Origin of the sequence: Paraburkholderia sp. UCT2, from assembly GCF_014397665.1 — a bacterium.
Taxonomy (GTDB): domain Bacteria; phylum Pseudomonadota; class Gammaproteobacteria; order Burkholderiales; family Burkholderiaceae; genus Paraburkholderia; species Paraburkholderia tuberum.
This window is the reverse complement of the sequence record NZ_VZQO01000001.1, coordinates 212015-231484: the sequence shown is the minus strand read 5'-3', so window position 1 is coordinate 231484 and position 19470 is coordinate 212015. Positions and strand designations below refer to the sequence as shown.

At 63.4% G+C, this 19470-nt stretch carries 15 protein-coding genes; 6 read left to right on the top strand and 9 right to left on the bottom strand.

The genetic code is table 11. The annotated features are described in order from the left end of the window. Positions 1–114 precede the first annotated feature (114 nt). Entirely contained in the window at positions 115–1629 is a 1515-nt protein-coding gene (locus F6X39_RS01085; RefSeq protein WP_187615182.1) for a sensor histidine kinase, read from the top strand. 83 nt (positions 1630–1712) lie between these two features. On the opposite strand, the gene F6X39_RS01080 is transcribed toward F6X39_RS01085, so the two are convergent. The 7 genes from F6X39_RS01080 to mnmC form a co-directional block, all read right to left on the bottom strand. Then, complete coding sequence (locus F6X39_RS01080) at positions 1713–2246, bottom strand: SET domain-containing protein (protein WP_018418882.1); 534 nt, start codon at positions 2244–2246, stop codon at positions 1713–1715. 213 nt (positions 2247–2459) lie between these two features. After that, positions 2460–3572, bottom strand: coding sequence for an NADH:flavin oxidoreductase/NADH oxidase (locus F6X39_RS01075; protein ID WP_187615181.1), 1113 nt, complete (start codon positions 3570–3572; stop codon positions 2460–2462). 109 nt (positions 3573–3681) lie between these two features. After that, complete coding sequence (locus F6X39_RS01070; RefSeq protein ID WP_187615180.1) at positions 3682–4395, bottom strand: glutamine amidotransferase; 714 nt, start codon at positions 4393–4395, stop codon at positions 3682–3684. A 142-nt stretch (positions 4396–4537) separates the two neighbouring features. After that, positions 4538–5176 carry a MarR family winged helix-turn-helix transcriptional regulator gene (locus tag F6X39_RS01065; protein ID WP_187615179.1) on the bottom strand — a complete coding sequence of 213 codons (639 nt, stop codon included), beginning with the start codon at positions 5174–5176 and terminating at the stop codon, positions 4538–4540. 570 nt (positions 5177–5746) lie between these two features. Further along, complete coding sequence (locus F6X39_RS01060; protein WP_184036839.1) at positions 5747–6862, bottom strand: YbdK family carboxylate-amine ligase; 1116 nt, start codon at positions 6860–6862, stop codon at positions 5747–5749. 87 nt (positions 6863–6949) lie between these two features. After that, entirely contained in the window at positions 6950–8155 is a 1206-nt protein-coding gene (locus tag F6X39_RS01055; RefSeq protein ID WP_090802344.1) for a cation:proton antiporter, read from the bottom strand. 949 nt (positions 8156–9104) lie between these two features. Then, positions 9105–11072: a bifunctional tRNA (5-methylaminomethyl-2-thiouridine)(34)-methyltransferase MnmD/FAD-dependent 5-carboxymethylaminomethyl-2-thiouridine(34) oxidoreductase MnmC gene (gene mnmC / locus F6X39_RS01050; RefSeq protein WP_187615178.1), complete on the bottom strand. Its 1968-nt coding sequence runs from the start codon at positions 11070–11072 to the stop codon at positions 9105–9107. 230 nt (positions 11073–11302) lie between these two features. On the opposite strand from mnmC, the gene F6X39_RS01045 reads away from it, so the two are divergent. Together F6X39_RS01045 and F6X39_RS01040 are read left to right on the top strand one after the other, a co-directional pair. After that, on the top strand, positions 11303–11500 hold the full coding sequence (locus F6X39_RS01045) for a hypothetical protein (protein ID WP_090802341.1): 198 nt from the start codon (positions 11303–11305) through the stop codon (positions 11498–11500). Between the two features lie 17 nt (positions 11501–11517). Beyond that, entirely contained in the window at positions 11518–11796 is a 279-nt protein-coding gene (locus tag F6X39_RS01040; RefSeq protein ID WP_018418891.1) for an HU family DNA-binding protein, read from the top strand. A gap of 99 nt (positions 11797–11895) precedes the next feature. On the opposite strand, the gene F6X39_RS01035 is transcribed toward F6X39_RS01040, so the two are convergent. Beyond that, the gene (locus tag F6X39_RS01035; RefSeq protein ID WP_187615177.1) at positions 11896–13236 is read right to left on the bottom strand and encodes a GTP-binding protein; all 1341 of its coding nucleotides are present in this window, start codon (positions 13234–13236) and stop codon (positions 11896–11898) included. A gap of 145 nt (positions 13237–13381) precedes the next feature. Then, positions 13382–13825: a lytic transglycosylase domain-containing protein gene (locus F6X39_RS01030; protein ID WP_187615176.1), complete on the bottom strand. Its 444-nt coding sequence runs from the start codon at positions 13823–13825 to the stop codon at positions 13382–13384. 498 nt (positions 13826–14323) lie between these two features. Between F6X39_RS01030 and gspD the strand changes: the two genes are divergently transcribed. Genes gspD through gspF form a run of 3 tightly spaced genes read left to right on the top strand, consistent with a single transcriptional unit; the run spans position 14324 to position 19453 of the window. Then, entirely contained in the window at positions 14324–16714 is a 2391-nt protein-coding gene (gspD, locus tag F6X39_RS01025; protein WP_187615175.1) for a type II secretion system secretin GspD, read from the top strand. Further along, positions 16711–18231, top strand: coding sequence for a type II secretion system ATPase GspE (gene gspE / locus F6X39_RS01020; RefSeq protein ID WP_410449855.1), 1521 nt, complete (start codon positions 16711–16713; stop codon positions 18229–18231). The genes gspD and gspE overlap by 4 nt, the downstream gene beginning before the upstream one ends. A gap of 4 nt (positions 18232–18235) precedes the next feature. Next, entirely contained in the window at positions 18236–19453 is a 1218-nt protein-coding gene (gspF, locus tag F6X39_RS01015; RefSeq protein ID WP_018418896.1) for a type II secretion system inner membrane protein GspF, read from the top strand. Positions 19454–19470: the final 17 nt, after the last annotated feature.

Here is a 19470-nt window from a genome sequence, read left to right as displayed (position 1 = left end):
GCGCACCGGCTGTGCCCGCGGCGCCTTGTGCCGGGCCCCGGGCCGTTTCAAGGCGCCTCGCGCCATTACTACCGCAGTTGCCACCGCAGTCACAACTTTCCCGCGCGTTCGATCATGCACCAGCCGGCCGCCAATAGTCTGCGCCGCACGCTGCTGCGGCGCCTCGCTGCTCCCCTGTCGCTGCTCGCGCTGATGAGCGGCCTGATCGCTTACTGGCTCGCATGGCAGTACACGCAGCACGTGGTCGACCGTTCGCTCGCGGACCTCGCGACCGCGATCTCCAAACAGATCCAGATTGCCGGACCGGAAGCGCCGATCACGGTGCCGCCGCTCGCGCAGGCGATGTTCTCCGACCCGGTCGAACATCTGGTCTACCGGATCAGCACCGGCGACACCGAAATCGCCGGCGATCACAATCTGCCGCTGCAAGGCACCAACGTGCGCCGCATGCATTACGCGTACGTGTTCGAGACGCAGCACGAAGGCGTGACCGTGCGGGTCGCTCAGGTGCGCGTCGATCAGCCGAGCGGTAATCCGATCGTCGTCGAAGTCGGCCAGCCCGTGCATCACCGCTTCCGCATCGCCGCCGAGTTCCTCATCGCGATCATGATGCCGTTATTGCTGCTGCTGCTAGCCGGCTGGGTGATCGTGTGGCGCGTCGTCAATCAGCAGCTCAATCCGCTGACGGCGCTCGCCGATTCGCTGAACCGGCAAACGCACACGTCGCTCGAGCCGGTCGACGAAACCTATGTGCCGGACGAGATCCGTCCGCTGACGGGCGCGCTGAACGCGTTGCTCGATCGTCTGAAAGCCGCCCTCGATGCGCAACGTAAATTCATCGCCGATGCCGCGCATCAGCTGCGCACGCCGCTCACCGCCGTGAAGCTGCATGCGGAGCAGGCGGTCGTCGCACGCGATCCGCAGCAGACGCTCGCCGCCGTGCGCGAACTGCGCGCCGCGGCCGATCGCGCCGTGCGGCTGTCGAATCAATTGCTGTCGCTCGCGCGCGCCGAGCCGGGCGAACAGGCGGCCCGCTTCGTCAATGTCGACATGGCCGCGCTCGCGTTCGACACCGGCGCCGAATGGGTGCCGCGCGCCCTACCGGTACACGTGGACCTCGGCTTCCAGCGCCTCGACGATCCGTCCAACGATGACCCGCTGATGGCGCGCGGCAACCCTGTGCTGCTCCATGAAGTGATCGCGAATCTGCTCGATAACGCGCTGAAGTATGTGCCGCCTTCGCGGGTCGACGGCGGGCGTATCACGGTCACAGTTTCGCAGACGCTGATCGACGATCTGCGCATGGCCGAGATCGTCGTCGAAGACAACGGGCCGGGCGTGCCGCGTTCGCAGCAGGCGGATCTGTTCAAGCGATTCTTCCGCGGCGACGGGCAGACCGAGGCGGGCGTCGACAGCGGCGCGGGTCTGGGCCTCGCGATCGTCCACGACATCATGGTGCTGCATCATGGCAGCGTGCATTACGAGGACGCACCGGAGGGCGGCGCACGCTTTATCGTGAGGATTCCGTTGCTGCCGCCCGGTGCGTCCGCAGGCGCTGCCACCGCCAATGATGCCAACGCACGGCGCGCCACGAAAAAACCGGCGCACTCGGCGCCGGTCGATTTGTAGAAGGTTTGCCCGGCTGCCGCGGCGGCGTTCGCCTCAGCGCTTCGATCAGCGCAGACAGCTACCGCCGCGCACCGACCCGCGGCTCATTTCTTCTTCGATTTCTTCGCCGATTTGCTCGACTTTTCGCCCTTGTCGGCGCCTTTACCCGACTTGCCGCCGCCCTTGCCCTTCTGCGGCGGTGCCAGCATCGTGCCGCGGCACTTGCGCGCGCCGCAGCGGCATTCGTATTCTTTTTTCAGCTTTTTCGTCTGACGCGCGTCGATCACGAGGCCGTAGTCGTAAAAGACTTCCTCGCCCTCCGCGATATCGCGCAGCGCATGCACGTACACGTGTCCGTCGATTTCCTCGGCTTCGCAGTTCGGCGCGCATGAATGATTGATCCAGCGCGCGCTATTGCCGTTCACCTTGCCGTCGATGACCTTGCCGTTATCCAGCGCGAAATAAAACGTGTGATTCGGTTCAGCCGGATTATGCGGATGGCGGCGCAACGCTTCTTTCCAGGTAATCCGCTCGCCCTTGTATTCGATCAGTCGCTCGCCGGCCGCGATCGGTTCGAGGGCAAACACGCCTTTGCCGTGCACACCCGAACGGCGCACGGCGATCCTGCGTGAATTCATTGAATGAATCCTTGTGAAGAACTGGGGAATCAAATCTGGCAATCGTCAGGCACGTCGTGCACGCGGCTTTTTTCTGACGCGAATAGCAAACGCGGCGCCCTGAAAGCGCCGCGTCGACTTGCGACGCGCACCGCGCCACAACCGGCATCCTACACGTTGTCCACGGCTTCCTTCAACCGTCAGCCGATGCGTTCGTTCAACGTGCGACGGGCGTCATCGTTGACCAAACGAAATGTCGCCGAACAGCGCCTTCTGCTCACGCGGTTGTGAACGCCAGTACTGCGGCGGCGCTTCGACGGTCGCACCGAGGTTAGCGGCGGCGTGCCACGGCCAGCGCGGGTTATAGAGCAGCGCGCGAGCCAGCGCGATCAGATCGGCATCGCCCGCTTCGATCAGCTGCTCGGCGTGCAGCGGATCAGTGATGAGTCCGACGCCGATCGTCGTCAGACCGGTTGCGTGCTTGACCGCCTTCGCGAACGGAATCTGATAGCCCGGCTCGAGCGGAATTCGCTGCAGCGGCGAGACACCGCCCGACGACACGTCGATCCAGTCGCAGCCGCGCTTTTCCAGCTCGTGTGCAAACGCGATCGTGTCTTCGAGCGTCCAGCCGCCTTCGACCCAGTCCGTCGCCGACACGCGCACGCCGACCGGTTTGTCGGCAGGAAATGCGGCACGCACGATGTCGAAGATTTCGAGCGGAAAACGCATGCGGTTTTCGACCGAGCCGCCGTAGTCGTCGGTGCGCTGATTGGCGATCGGCGACAGGAACTGATGCAGCAGATAGCCATGGGCGGCATGCACTTCGAGCGCATCGATGCCAAGACGCGCGGCGCGCCGTGCGGACGCGGCGAACGCCTCGCGAATCCGGTTCAGGCCGACGACATCGAGCGCGAGCGGCGGCTCCTCGCCCGGCTTGTGCGGCAGCGCCGACGGCGCATGCGGCAGCCACCCGCCTTGCGACACCGAAATCAGCTGGCCGCCTTCCCACGGCACGTGGCTCGATGCCTTGCGGCCCGCGTGCGCCAGTTGCATCGTCACGTAGACGTGCGAATGCTTGCGGATCGCGGCCAGCACCGGCACGAGCGCCTCTTCGGTCGCGTCGTCCCACAAGCCGAGATCGCCGGGGGTGATGCGCCCGTCCGGCTCGACGGCGGTTGCTTCGATGCACAGCATGCCCGCGCCGGACAGCGCGAGACCGCCGAGGTGAATCATGTGCCATGCGGTCGCTTCGCCGCGTTCGGCGGAGTACTGGCACATTGGGGAGACGACGATACGATTGGGAAGCGTCACGCTACGCAGCGTGAGCGGAGAGAAAAGCGCGCTCATGGATTACGCCCAGTGAAAGCCCGAGAGCGATCGAGGATAGCACCGCACGCGGTTTACTGCATGAACGTGGCACCTGGCTGGCCGCTTACGTCGCCATTCGGCTAGCCATTCAGACTTGCGTCTCGACGTGATCGAGCCATTCGCCAAACATGCGGCACGCGGCGGCTTCGAGCACGGGACCGTATCGACCGGTGTCGGCGCGCAACTGACGCGCGTCGATGCCGTGGCCCGAGAGTTCGTTCGCATTCCCTATCAGCCAAGGTTCGAACCGATCGGTGCGGATCTCGGGATGACACTGCAAGCCCAGTACGTGATCGCCCCATGCGAAGGCCTGATTCTCGCAAGCCGGGGTCGATGCCAGACGGGTCGCGTTGGCCGGCAGATCGAAGGTGTCGCCGTGCCAATGCAGCATCGAGGTATGAGCGCCATCGAGATGACGCAGCGGCGAGGCGCGGCCGGCATCGGTCAGCGTGAGCGGCGTCCAGCCGAGTTCGGCCTGAGCCGCGGGGTGGACGCGCGCACCGAGCGCCCGCGCGATCAGTTGTGCGCCAAGGCAGATACCGAGTGTCGGCAGGCCGGCCGCGATGCGTTTTTCGATCAACGACAGCAGCGGCGCGAGCGTGGGGTACAGCGCGTCGTCGGTAGCGCTGATGGGGCCGCCCAGCACGACCATCAGCGACGCGGCAACCGGATTGGGCGCCTCGATACGGGCAACGCCCACATCGAGATAACGGACCGGACGCCCGCGCTCGCCGAGCACGAGCTCGAGACTGCCCAGATCCTCGAAGTGCACATGGCGGATGGCGAGTACTTCCCGATTCATCGGCCTGCCCTATCTTCAGGTTGACTAACGACCTGCCGCCAACGACTTTATCCTTGCACGGCACCAGCCGGCAAGCAGGCGGCGCATACCGCCCGCCGTCGCCGGCCAGGCCATGTTAGCGGATTGCCCAGCAAGACGCCGGTTATTGGGCGAAGATCTTCCAGGTCTTCTTCTGGGTGGCGACGTCCGCCGTTTCATGCACGGAGCAGTCGAGACGCACATCGGTGTCCAACATGTTCAGGTCGAGCAGCGCGCAGTGATGCGGCGTCTTCTTCGGATTCTTGCTCGGCTGGAAATGCGTGCAGCTCAGGCACATACGATGCGACGGAATCGTGTTTTGCGCTTCGAGCTGATAGATGGTCTTGAGCAGCGTGCGATAGAACACGGACTGCTCGTCCTCGCCCAGCGTGCCGACCGCCTTCGAGAGGAAGTCCGGCCATTGCGCGGCGCGTTTGGCAGCGGTGCGGCCACGCGAGGTCAGACGTACCGCGAGCGCGCGACCGTCGTCGAGTGCGCGACGCTTTTCGACGAGGCCCTTGGTCTCGAGCGTGCTGACCGCATCGCTGGTGGTCGCGGCAGTCAGCGCCGTTTCACGCGCGATTTCGCCGAGACGCATCGGCCCCTTTCGTTGCATCAACAGCACGAGGATCTCGCCCTGGGTCGGCGTAAGGCCCGCGCCTTCCGCCCATTCCCAAGCCTGGCTTCGCATCGCCGTGCTCAATCGCAAGAGGCTGTGGGTCACTCGCCCGGCTGCCTGTTCTCCGTATACGCCTTCGCTCATAATCTTCGATTCGTTTATTTACCGCTTTGGTGCAATGCCGGCGGCTGCCTGCCGGAGTACACCCGTTGCGTGTGTGGGGTAGCTTCGTCCAACCGCGGATGAAACCGTTTGTACTATCTCAAAAATACACCGTCTTGGAAGCCGAAGGCGGCGAAAAACGACATTCTATGCGACAGCGGCTAATCGTACAGCTAACTTATCCAACGCGAGCTGTGGATAAGCAGGGGAAAACGTTTGGACAGCCTGTGTACCGTTTTGCAACAAGCACTTGCAGCGTGTTGAACGTTTCCTCGGTTGCGCTTGCCAGGCGTGGCCGGAGCCCGTTTTACGAGCACAGTTATCATTTCCCCAGCGCATTGACTTTGCAGGAAATTATTCAGTTGTCCACAGCCTTTGGCAATGCCTGCTTACGACTACTAGGCTGGTATACGTAAACTTTCGAAAAACCTGAAGGGTTGCGCGCGCGAAAAACCATAAAAATTTTCTTACGAAAAAAAACCCGCACGCGGCGGGTTTCGTCGGAACGTCGCGTAGCTGGCGCACGCAAACGGTTTCATGAAGTCTTCGCGACTAGGCGCGCCACTGCAGACACTGCTGGCGTACCGCTTCGTGCAAGGACTTTTCCTGCGCAAACACACTGCGCAGCCACGTCGCGTCGTTGACCTGACCGCGCGCGATCGCGCCGACTTCGGCCAGCGCATTCACCGAGCCGAGCGCTTCCGCATGCGGTCCGATCTGTTCGAGCGTTTCCAGAATATCTTCGGAAATCGTCTTGCGTTCACCGGTTTGCGGATTGATGCAGGTACCACCGAGTCCGAAGCGGCAGGCTTCGAAACGGTTGAACGTGTAGACCAGATAGTCGTCTTCCTGCGGCATGATCGGCTTATCGAGCAACAAATGACGCGCGAGCGTCTGGATGTAGCAGGCGATCGCCGCGGCGCGATCCACCGAAAACGGCGTATCCATCACGCGGACCTCAATCGTGCCGAAGCCCGGCTTCGGACGGATATCCCAGTAGAAATCCTTCATGCTGTTGACCACGCCCGTGTGGACCATCTTCGAGAAATACTCCTCGAAGCTGTCCCACGTCAGCACGAACGGCGCGCGGCCCGACAGCGGAAACGCGAACACGGAATTCAGACGTGCCGAATGAAATCCGGTATCGACGCCCTGTACGAAAGGCGACGACGCGGACAACGCAATGAAATGCGGGATGAAGCGCGACATCGAATGCAGCAGATACAGCGCGCTGTTCGGATTCGGGCAACCGATGTGCACGTGCTGGCCGAACACGGTGAATTGCTTCGCGAGATAGCCGTATAGCTCGGAAATATACTGAAAGCGCGGCGTATCGACGATCTGCCGCTCGCTCCATTGCTGGAAAGCATGGGTGCCGCCACCGCACAGACCGACGTTCAGATGATCGGCCGCGGACACCAGCGTGTCGCGAATCTTGCGCAGATCGGTGACCGCCTGTTCGTGCGACGTGCAGATGCCGGTCGACAGCTCGATCATGCTTTCGGTGATTTCCGGCGTGATATTGCCGGGGATTTTTTCGTCCTTGATGAGGCGCAGCAGATCCGTGCCGGCTTTGGTCAGATCATAGTCGTGCGTATTGACGATCTGCATTTCGAGCTCGATACCGAACGTGAACGGTTTCGAGTCGATGAAGGGTTCGAGTGACATGGCGTCCCCTGAGTCAGGTCGTTTGAGGCGAAGGAATTGAAAGACGGGTTCGTGAAACGCGCATGGCAGCCCATGCGCGTTTCACGCTTACCCCTCGCGCCGCTCGGCGACGAGCGCGAGGCTGCGATAGACGAGCCACGGCCCGAGAATCTGCAGCACGAAAATCGAACACATAGCGATTGCGCGCAGCTGCGGATCGAAGTTCGGATACAGGTTGTACGTGTCGTCGACGAGCAGATACGCGAGCGCCGACATCGGTGACAAGGACAGGCCGAGCGCGATGCCCTGCTTCAAGTTCAGCCCGCTCGGCTTCGCGAACGCCAGCACGCCGACCAGCTTCGCGACGAGGCGAGCAACGATCAGACCCAGCGCGGCGACTCCGCCCAACGCGATGTGCTTCCATTCGAACGACGTCAGCGTCAGCACGAACAGGATCACCGTCAGCAGCCAGCCCGCGGTGCCGAAATGCTCTGGCCACAACTGCGGACGCACTTCGTGATTCTTCACGATGATGCCCGCGGCGAGCAGCGCGAGAATCGTCGACAGCTTGAACAGATGCGCGATCGCGATCGCGAGCAGCACGAGACCGAACAGCGCCACGAACGAATGCTCGTCCTGCATGTTCAGGCGCCGATAGAAGAACGTGCAGGTGCGCGCGAGCAGATACGCGAGCACGAGCGAGCCGACCAGCAGGTACAACGGCTGCAGGATGGTCGCGAACACGTTGCCGTAAACCTCCTGATGCAGCCAGCTCGACACGAGCTTTTCGATCACGACCGCGTACATGCTGTTCAGCGCGGTCAAGGTCAGAAGACGCTGCGTGACCTGGCCTTCCGCGCGTAGTTCGGTTTTGAGCTGGATCACCATCGCGGGCGATGTCGCCATCGCAATCGCGGCGAGTACGGTCGCGACCATCAGCGGCACGTGCAGAAACAGCAACACGGGCAGCACCAGCACGAAAGTCAGCGTGGCTTCGGCGACGCTCGACAGAATCAGCCACGGATTGCGGCGGATCCAGCGCAGATCGAGCCGGCTGCCGAGTTCGAACAGCAACAGGCCGAGCGCGACGTCCAGCAGCGGCCGCGCGGCGCTCGCGGAATCCGCATCGATCACGCCAAAGCCTGCCGCGCCGGCCACGAGTCCGATCACCGCATAGCCGGAAATGCGCGGTAAACGCCACGCGCGATAGCAAAGCTCGCCGCACAGACCGGCGGCAAGCAATGCAAGACCCGCCCAGAAAATGGCGTCGGGCGAAAGCGGCCACGCTGGCAAAAACGAAAACGCCGAATTCATCGTAATGGGTTCTCCTTGGCAGCAACGGCAGACGACACGAACCGGCGCACACGCACGCCGTCACGAGCGCATCGGGAGCGCACGTTGTCGCAAGCGCTTCGCGAAATCAGCGTTGCGAGGTTTCAATGATCGGATGATCGGAATGCGCCACGGCCGCGAAGAACCGCACGGAGTCGGGCACATACACGGGATGCGGCAGTAGCAACAGGCGCGCTGAAGGAACGCCGTCGACCTTGAATCAGATTCTGTTTGACCGGCACCGTTCCATTGCTGCGCGTGCCGTCAGTTGCTGTGGCACGACGCGGAAAAACGGGGATTGTGCCATAGCTTTTTCCGGGTTAACCGAAAAGACGTTAACTCGCAGGCAAAACGGTAAAAAAGAACGTTATTTTTCCAGTGAACGGAAAAAGCGACCTTTTTTCGAGGTATCGCATCAGTTTCGACCACGTCGCGAACGGCGAATCGGCTCCCGGGCGTTACCGCTACTTCGGTGATTTCGATGCGCGGATTTGTCGTTAACGCAGCGCGTCGAGCGATCCGTTTTACGCGAACTCGAACGAAATTCAGCTAGCCCGATAGGCAGGGCGTTAGCCCCGTCTTTGCTGTTTACTGGTTTACCGTATGTATACGTAGTAACAGTTAACAAGCTGCCTCGGTTTCTGTGGATAACCTATGTTTACCGAAACAAATCATCGAGTTCCCGGCCGCATAACCGGATGCACAGCATGTGCGGCGGCTGCCGGTATACGCGAGCAACTTTTCGCACTTTTTCGCGATGTCCCAGTTACCCCGTTTACGTCCACAACGGTTCCACACGACTTGCGCCGGTTAACCGCGCGGTTATCCACAGGTCGCAGTGGATAAGCCGGAGTCCTGGTTAACCTTGTTTACAGGGCGGGCGGAGTTAACGTGCCGGGCGCGGAGATAACTTCGCAATGGTCGAAGCCGGTTAACCGATCGTTCCCTGTCGCAAGGACCGCAGCAGAAAACGCCCAGGGTCGATGTCTTCCGCGAGATCGCGTTCGAGCGGCCACGGCTCGCCTTCGATCTGCGAGGCGATCAGTTCAGCGCCGAGCGCGGCCCACACCAGCCCGCGAGAACCATAAGCGAATGCGCCGTACAGACCGTCGAGACGCGGCAGATCGAGCGGCCATGCGCCGCGCAGGCGGGCAGCATCGCGGGCGGCAGCGGCTTCGTCGGCGAGCTGACCGATCATCGGCATGCGATCCGAGGTCACGCAGCGAAACGCAACGCGTCCGGCGAGCGAGGTCAGCGGCGCGGCATCGAGTGCGCTTGCGAACGACGGCAACATCTGCGCGACGCGCTCGATATTCTCGCGATGACCGTCCGCGCGCAGCGACGGGTCGGGGTCGTCGAGTTCATAGGTCGCGCCTGTCAGCGTGACATCGTTCGCGAGCGGCACGGCGTAGCCCTCGCCGATCACCGGCAGCGCAAGCGGCGCGACGGTACCCGCCGGCAGCAAGCTCAACTGACCACGAATGCTGCGTGTCGGCGCATGACGCAAGCCAGCGATGCGCGCAGCTTCATGCGCACCGGCGACGATCACGACTGGCGCTCGCGCGACTACCTTTCCCGCGGTATCGAAGACGGTCCACTGATCGCCGGAACGTTCGAGCCGCGCGACGTCGACACCGAAGCGTCGTTCGAGCAAGCCGCCTGCCGATGCGAATTGCGCCGCGCACAGCGAAGCCGGATCGATCCAGCCGCCGCGCGGAAAGAACCAGCCGCCACGCGCGAGCGGCACGCCGGCGAGTCGCTCGGCATCGGACGCGCACACCGGCGTCACGTAGTCGGACGGATAGCGGAACGCGCCGATGGCCTCGCCGATTGCGCGTGCCTCGTCGTCGTCCGCGGCGATCTGCAGCAGACCGCGATCGCCGCGCGCGAGCCGATGCCCTGCACTTTCGAGCGCGGCCCAACGATTGAGCGCGTACAGAAAGCCCGCCCGCGTGACGCGCGACGCGACGCTGTCGTCGCGCGAAATCATTGGGTGGAATACGCCGGCTGGATTGCCAGACGCATCTTGTGCAACCGACGCATGCCGCTCGAGCGAAGTCACGCGCCAGCCGCGCGCCGCAAGCCGCTCGATCACCGCGCAGCCGGCCAGTCCCGCACCGATCACGACCGCGTGTCGTTCGTCGTGCCCGAACGGCGCGGGCGGCTCATAACGGCGCACACGCCAGCGCGGCGCGAAGCGGCCGACCAGCATCGCGCGTTTCCAGCCGAAGCCGTCGACCTTCCGATACTCGAAGCCGCATTGCGTCAATGCGCGTTTGACGTCGCCCGCGCTGCTATAGGTGGAGAAGGTCGCGTCATCGCCCGCGACGCGCGCGAGCGCCTTGAAGATCGCCGGGCTCCACAGCTCGGGATTTTTCGCGGGCGCAAAGCCATCCAGATAGAACGCATCGGCACGCAGCCGCAAGGTGGGCAGGCTGTCGAGCGCATCGGCGAAGATCAACGTCAACACGACGCGGCCGCCTTCGAATTCGAGCCGGTGCGTGCCGGGCACGAGCATCGGCCAAGCGTTCGCGAGCGTGTTCGCGAGCCCGGCGATCAGCGGATCGGAGATCGTCGTTGCGTGAACGCGGCGCAGATCGGCGGCGCTAAACGGATGTTTTTCGGTCGACACGAAATGCAGCCGCTCGCAGCGAGCCGGATCGGCGCGCCATGCGGCCCACGTGACGAGAAAGTTGATGCCGATGCCAAAGCCGGTTTCGAGCACGGTGAACGTACGGCGGCTCTGCCATCTTTCGGGCAATTCGTTGCCGCGCAGAAAGACGTAGTGAGCCTGCTCGAGCGCGCCGACGGCGCTGTGATAGATGTCGTCGTAGTGTGGTGAAAAGGGGCTGCCGTTGTCGCGGAAAGCGAGGACGGCGGGGATCAGCGGATCGGTCATGCGCGACGGGAAAACACGCTCAAAAGGTCGCTCGAAAGAGCGGGTTCGATGGTTCGAGCCGGCGCGCGCTGCGCGCGAGTCGCCGTAAAAGACCCATCAGGACGCATTTAGACGCTTTGCTGCGTTGGCAAAAACCAACGCTAACCCCCGCCAGGACTGGGTTTCAGCCCTCGTTTAGGGGGTGCAGAGGGGCAAAATTTCGATTTCCTTGCAAGAACGGCCCGAAAACCGTGCAATTCCTCGAAACCCTTATCCTGATTGGGTTTGCGCTGCGCTATCATAGCAAGCGCCGCGAAGGGAGCGGCAGCACGGCCGCCGAACAGGGTTTTGTCCGGCGCGGGAGATCGTCAGGATCAGGGCCGCAGCTGCTCGACGGCGCGGTGCGCGCACGTATAATCGGCGCGGTCGCGCTGTTCGTATCAACCTAACTCAGAAAGGAACCTTAATGAACAAACAGGAACTGATCGACGCTGTCGCAGGACAGACGGGCGCCAGCAAGGCTCAAACCGGTGAAACGCTGGACACGTTGCTTGAAGTGATCAAGAAGTCTGTGTCGAAGGGTGAGGCGGTCCAGTTGATTGGCTTCGGCAGCTTTGGTTCGGGCAAGCGCGCAGCGCGTACGGGTCGTAATCCGAAGACCGGCGAAACTATCAAGATCCCGGCTGCCAAGACCGTCAAATTCACGGCAGGCAAGGCGTTCAAGGACTCGGTCAACAAGCGCTAGGCAGATTCCTGCCGGGCAGTTGACACCCGCGAGAAAAACCCGCCAGTGGCGGGTTTTTTTTCGTCCATGCATATGGTTCAAGCGCGGGACGTGCTTCGTTCAGTCATGACGATGCGCGTTCTCGCCGTGGTCATGTCCGCCATGTTCGCAGTCGTCGCCGTGCCCGTGATGATGATGGCCGCGATCATCATCATGATCGTGGTCGTCGAACTCCCACGCCGGAAACGGATCAGGGAACTGCTGCCAGGCTTGCGGCCCGAGCGCGTATTCGTCGTCGGTGAGCAGACAGGCGTCGAACTTTGCGCGCCAGATGGCGGGGTCGATATCCACGCCGATCAGCACGAACTCCTGACGACGATCGCCGATGCTGGTATCGTCCGGCGCGCCGTACCAGTCGGCGGCGATTTCGGCGGCCAGCTCGTCGTCGCCTGCCGGCCATTCGCTGCGATCCTGCGCGGCCCACCACATGCCCGCCGGACCGTGCCGGCAAGCGCCACCGGCCTGCGATAGCGAACCGCCGATATCGTTGCGCGTCGCGAGCCAGAAGAATCCCTTGCTACGCAGTACGCCCTTCCACTCCCGATGCAGCAGCTCCCACAGCCGCTGCGGATGAAACGGCCGGCGTGCGCGATAGACGAAATGGCCGACGCCGTATTCGTCGGCTTCGCTGCGATGCATGTGGCCGTGTTGACCGCCGTGCTCGTGCTCGAGTGCCGCGAGCCAGCCCGGCGCATTCGACGCTTCGTCGAAATCGAAGCGTCCGGTGTTCACGATCTGGTCGAGCGGCACGTCGGCGAAGCGACTCACGAGCTGCACCGCGCGCGGGTTCAGGCGTGCGAGGATGCGCTGCAAACGCGCGAGCTCGTCGGCGCTGACGAGATCGATCTTGTTCACGACGAGCACGTCACAAAACTCGATCTGCTCGATCAGCAATTCGACGATCGTACGGTCGTCGTCTTCGTCGACCGTGATGCCGCGTTCGGCGAGTGCATCGGCCGACGCGTAATCGCGCAGGAAGTTGAACGCATCGACGATCGTGACCATCGTATCGAGCCGCGCGACGTCGCCGAGCGACGCGCCTTCGTGGCCCTCGAATGTAATGGTGTCGGCACTCGACATTGGCTCGGCGATGCCGCTCGATTCGATCACGAGCGCGTCGAAGCGATTTTCGCCGGCGAGGCGACGGATTTCGTTTTGCAGCTCGTCGCGCAGCGTGCAGCAGATACAGCCGTTCTCGAGTTCAAGAACCTGCTCGTCGACGCTCGACAGGTCGGCCGCCTGGCGCATGAGCGTCGGGTCGATATTGACCGCGGCGAGATCGTCGACGATCGCGGCGACGCGCAACCCGGCGCGATTTGCGAGGATGTGATTCAGGAGCGTGGTCTTGCCGGCGCCCAGAAAACCGGAGAGCACGGTGATGGGCAATAGCGGCTGGTTCATCGCGGTACGGAATACGGGAGGATTGAAAGGCGTGCCGGGGGCGGGGCCAAATGGTCGGCGTCGCTGCGACGGCGCGACAGCAGCATGAAGCCGCATTGTGCATTAAAACGGGCGCAGCCTGCGCGAGCGACAGCGCTGGGGAAGCCTACCGCGCGGGCATCAACTTCCAGCTGCGCAGAATCGCGGCGATCTGTTGCGAGTATTTGTCCCGCAACGCCGGCGTCTCAGAGTGGTATGCTCCGACCGCCTGCCAGGTATTGCCGTACTTGTTCATCTGGCGGCGCAGATGCCACGCCGCGATATAAACGTTCTTGCACGGCTCCATCAGCGTGCCCTGCGAGATCCCGTACTGGGCGAGCACCGGCAGATGCACCGAATTGATCTGCATCACACCGTAATCGGTCGAGCCGTTCGCGTTCTTGTGCTGCGCATCCGGCCGGTTGTGCGACTCCTGCCACGCGATAGCCCGTAAAATCAATGGGTTGACCTTCTGATACTTAGCCGCTTCGTCGAAGCAGTCGGCGCGCGCGGAGCCGGCTGCGACGAGCAGCGCGAGCGTGGCGGCGACGGTGACGAGCGGACTTTTCATCGGTCAACAGGATTGGATAAACCCGAGGTAAGAATCGGTAAGGCAGTTTGCCGGCCGCATTTTCGGCCGCAACGGCAAGCTGGCCGGGCATTTGTCGAGCATCGGGGAAAACCCGCGTCAGCAAACACATAGCAGTGAGTCGAACGGCTCGTATCATACCGGCAGTCCGACCTTCGTCAAGTTGGCTAACCGACATAAGACCGTACAAAGCCGGGTAATGGCGTCCAGGTACGGTGCCGGTTAGCTTTCAATTTAATAACCACCCTGCGATTCCGTAAGGATTCGCATGAGGCTCCTTGTTTTGTTTCAAATCCGACATGAAAAGCTGTTACTGTTCGTTTTTTTCGGACGTCGGGACGCTGGAGCTCGAAGCGAAACTCGCTTTTGGGGCCGGCTCACAGACCGACCGGGCGGTAGCTTGCTGCCAGGTCCGCATCGCATGACCGTCGGTGGCAGAGGCTGCCGGCATCGATATCACATTCCATGAGAAGAAATTGTATGGCTTTGCGTCGCGTGGCAACGGCGCTGCTGGTGGCTGGACTGATCACCGCGCAGACAGCACAGGCAGAGGTGACACTCAACTTCGTCAACGCCGACATCGACCAGGTCGCCAAGGCGATCGGCGCGGCGACCGGCAAGACGATCATCGTCGATCCGCGGGTGAAGGGGCAACTGAACCTCGTGTCCGAAAACGCGGTACCCGAGGATCAGGCGCTCAAAACCCTGCAGTCCGCGCTGCGCATGCAGGGCTTCGCGCTCGTGCAGGATCACGGCGTGCTGAAAGTGGTGCCCGAGGCCGACGCCAAGCTGCAAGGCGTGCCGACCTACGTCGGCAACGCGCCGACGGCGCGCGGCGACCAGGTCGTCACGCAGGTCTTCACGCTGAGGAACGAATCGGCCAACAACCTGCTGCCGGTACTGCGTCCGCTGATTTCGCCGAACAACACCGTCGCGGCCTACCCCGCCAACAATACGATCGTCGTCACCGACTACGCCGACAACGTGCGACGCATCGCGCAGATCATCGCGGGCATCGATAACGCGGCAGGCCAGTCGGTGGCGGTCGTGCCGCTGAAGAATGCGAATGCGATCGACATCGCGCAGCAGATGAACAAGATGCTCGATCCGGGCGCGATAGGCAGTACGGACGCGACGCTGAAGGTGTCGATCGCGTCGGATCCGCGCACCAACTCGCTACTGATGCGCGCGTCGAACACCGCACGTCTCGCGGCGGCAAAGGAGCTCGCGAAACAGCTCGACGTGCCGACCACGATGCCGGGCAACATTCACGTCGTGCCGCTGCGCAACGCGGACGCGACGAAGCTCGCGCGCACGCTGCGCAACATGCTCGGCAAGGGCGGCGGCGAAGGCTCGTCGGGCGGCGCGAACGAGGCGAACTCGTTCAACCAGAACAGCAGTGGCGGTGGCGGCGGCGGTCTGTCGAACGCCAGCAATTCGACGGGCACGTCGGGCACGCCACCGTTGCCGTCAGGCGGACTCGGCGGCAGCTCGATGAACTCGCCGTTGGGCGGCGGCGCCTCGGGCTCGAATAGTAATAGTGGCGGCTTTCTCGGCGGAGACAAGGAGAAGAGCGAAGACCAGGGCGGCGGCATGATCACGGCCGATCCCGCAACCAACTCGCTGATCATCACGGCGCCCGAAGCGACGTACCGCAACTTGCGCGCGGTGATCGACCAGCTCGATGCACGTCGCGCGCAGGTGTATATCGAGGCGCTGATCGTCGAGCTGAACTCGAATACGAGCGGCAACCTCGGGATTCAGTGGCAGGTCGCGAACGGTAACCTGTTTGCCGGTACCAACCTGTCGACTGGCTCGGGCAACAGCATCATCAACCTGACGGCGGCCGCGGCCGCTGCCGGCTCGACCGGCGGTCTCGCTACGGCACTGGGCGCCCAGAACTTGCAACAGGGCCTGAACGTCGGCTGGATCCACAACATTTTCGGCGTGCAGGGTCTCGGCGCGCTGCTGCAGGCGCTGTCGCAGACCGCCGACGCGAACGTGCTGTCCACGCCGAACCTGATCACGCTCGATAACGAAGAAGCGAAGATTATCGTCGGTACCAACGTGCCGATCCAGACCGGTTCGTACTCGAACCTGACGAGCGGCACGACGAGCGCGGCGTTCAACACGTTCGACCGTGTCGACGTCGGTCTGACGCTGCACGTGAAGCCGCAGATTACCGACGGCGGCATCCTGAAGCTGCAGCTCTACACGGAAGATTCGGCGATCGTGAACGGTACGAACAACGCGGCGACGAACCCGGCGGGCCCGGAATTCACGAAGCGTTCGATTCAGTCGACCGTGCTGTGCGATAACGGCGAGATCATCGTGCTCGGCGGCCTGATGCAGGACAACTACCAGGTCAGCAACAGCAAGGTGCCGCTGCTCGGCGACATTCCGTGGCTGGGCCAGCTGTTCCGCTCCGAGCAAAAGACGCGCGACAAGACTAACCTGATGGTATTCCTGCGCCCGGTCATTCTCGCCGATCGCGACACCACCCAGGCCGTCACGGCGAACCGCTACGACTACATCCAGGGCGTGCAGGGTGCGTACCGTTCGGACAACAACATCATGAGGGATCGCGACGATCCGGTCGTGCCGCCGATGCCGCTCGGCCCGAGCCAGGGCGGTGCGCCGGCGCTGAACCTGTTCGATCTGAACCAGATGCGCCGCCAGCAGATGATGCCGCAGCAGGCACCGCAACAGGTGCCTCAACAGGTACCGCCGCAGGCCGTGCCGCAAGCCAGCGCGCGGCCCACCACGCAACCCGTGCCGCAATCGATGCCGCAAACCGTGCCGCAACCGGCGGTCGTCGATCCGGCCAGCGGCGTGGTGCCGAGTACGGTATCGCCGGGAGCGCGTCCGTGACGCAGACGCCCGCGCAAACCGCGCCATCGCAAGGTCTGTTGAACGGCGACGCCGTCGGCGAGCGCGCGGCGCCCTCGCCGCTCGCCGCCCGGCTCGTGCCGTACGGTTTCGCGCGCAGCGGCCAGGTCCTGGTCGCGCATCAGTATGCCGATAGCCTCGAAGTCTGGATCAGCGAGCGCACGAGCGAAGCCGCGCTTGCCGAAATCGCGCGCAACTACGGCACGGTATCGGTGGTGCGCGTGCCCGCCGACGATCTCGCGCAGGCGATCAACCAGGCCTACGCGCGCCAGGACGGCAGCGCCGCGCAGGTGGTCGGTGAAGTGGAAGGCGAAGTCGATCTGTCGCGTCTGATGCAGGACATTCCCGAGGTCGAGGATCTGCTCGAATCGGAAGACGACGCGCCGATCATCCGCATGATCAACGCGCTGCTCACGCAAGCGGCGCGCGAACAGGCATCGGATATTCATATCGAGCCGTTCGAGAATGCGTCCGTGGTGCGCTTTCGCGTCGACGGCACGCTGCGCGACGTGGTGCGGCCGAAAAAAGCGCTGCACGGCGCGCTGATCTCGCGGATCAAGATCATGGCGCAGCTCGACATCGCGGAGAAACGTCTGCCGCAGGACGGCCGCATTACGCTGCGCGTCGGCGGTCGTCCGGTCGACGTGCGCGTATCGACGCTGCCGACCGGCCACGGCGAGCGCGCGGTGCTGCGGCTGCTTGAAAAAGACGCGGCGCGACTGAATCTCGAAGCGCTGGGCATGGCATCCGACACGCTCGGCAAGTTCGACAAGCTGATCGGCAAGCCGCACGGCATCGTGCTCGTGACGGGCCCGACCGGCTCCGGCAAGACCACGACGCTGTATGCGTCGATGTCGCGACTGGAGACGGCGACCACCAACATCATGACGGTGGAAGACCCGATCGAATACGACCTGTCCGGCATCGGCCAGACCCAGGTCAACGAGCGGATCGGCATGAGCTTTGCGCGCGCGTTGCGCTCGATTCTGCGTCAGGATCCGGACATCATCATGATCGGTGAAATCCGCGACCTCGAAACCGCGCAGATCGCGGTGCAGGCCTCGCTGACCGGCCACCTGGTGCTCGCGACGCTGCACACGAACGACGCGGCATCCGCCGTCACGCGTCTGACCGACATGGGCGTCGAGCCGTATCTGCTCGCGTCGTCGCTGCTCGGCGTGCTCGCGCAGCGGCTCGTGCGGCGGCTGTGCCCGGTGTGTCGCGAAGAGCGCACGGAAGAGGACGGCAGCAAGCGCTGGCATCCGGTCGGCTGCGACCGTTGTGGCCAATCCGGTTACGCGGGACGGCGCGGCGTCTACGAGCTGCTGCTGATCGATGAGACGATCCGTTCGCTGATCCACCGCAACGCGGCGGACGCCGAAATTCTCGAAGCGGGCCGCGCGCACGGCATGCGCACGCTGCGCGAGGATTCAGAGCGCTGGCTCGCATCGGGACTGACGTCGCTCGAAGAAGTGATTCGCGTGACGGGCGGAGCATAAGCGCATGCCGGCATTCCGTTTCGAAGCGATCGACGCGGCGGGCAAGGCACAAAAGGGCGTGCTCGACGCCGACAGTGCACGCGGCGCGCGCACCAACCTGCGCTCGCAGGGACTCACTCCGCTCGTCGTCGAACCGGCGGCGTCGCGTACGCGCGGCGAGCGCAATCAGCGGCTCGCGCTCGGGCGTCGTCTGTCGCAGCGCGAGCAGGCCATTCTGACGCGGCAACTCGCGAGTCTGCTGATCGCGGGCCTGCCGCTCGACGAAGCGCTCGCGGTGCTCACCGAGCAGTCGGAGCGCGACTACATCCGCGAGCTGATGGCGGCGATTCGCGCCGAAGTGCTCGGCGGTCATTCGCTCGCGAATGCGCTGCAGCAGCATCCGAAGGACTTCCCCGAGATCTACCGGGCGCTCGTCGCGGCCGGCGAACATACGGGCAAGCTCGGCCTGGTGCTGTCGCGGCTCGCCGACTACATCGAGCAGCGCAATGCACTGAAGCAGAAGATCGTGCTGGCGTTCACGTATCCGACGATCGTCACGATCATCGCGTTCGGCATCGTCACGTTCCTGCTCAGCTATGTGGTGCCGCAGGTCGTCAACGTGTTCGCGAGCACCAAGCAGCAATTGCCGTTTCTGACGATCGTGATGATGGCGCTGTCCGGCTTCGTGCGGCACTGGTGGTGGGCGATGCTGATCGGCGTGATCGTAATCGTCTATCTGGTTCGCGCGACGCTCAGGCAACCGGGCCCGCGGCTCGCCTTCGACCGCTGGCTGCTGACCGCGCCGCTGATCGGCAAGCTCGTGCGCGGCTATAACACGGTCCGCTTCGCCAGCACGCTCGGCATTCTGACCGCGGCGGGCGTGCCGATTCTGCGCGCGCTGCAAGCCGCGGCCGAAACGCTCAGCAACAATGCGATGCGCGAGAACATCGACGACGCGATCGTGCGAGTGCGCGAAGGTACGTCGCTGTCGCGCGCGCTCGGCAACACGAAGACGTTTCCGCCGGTGCTCGTGCACCTGATCCGCTCGGGCGAAGCGACCGGCGACGTGACGACGATGCTCGATCGCGCGGCCGATGGCGAAGCGCGCGAGCTGGAGCGTCGCACGATGTTCCTGACGAGCCTGCTGGAGCCGCTGCTGATCCTGGCGATGGGGGGCGTGGTGCTGGTGATCGTGCTCGCGGTGATGCTGCCGATCATCGAACTGAACAACCTCGTGCAGTAGTAGTCGTCGTAGCGCGA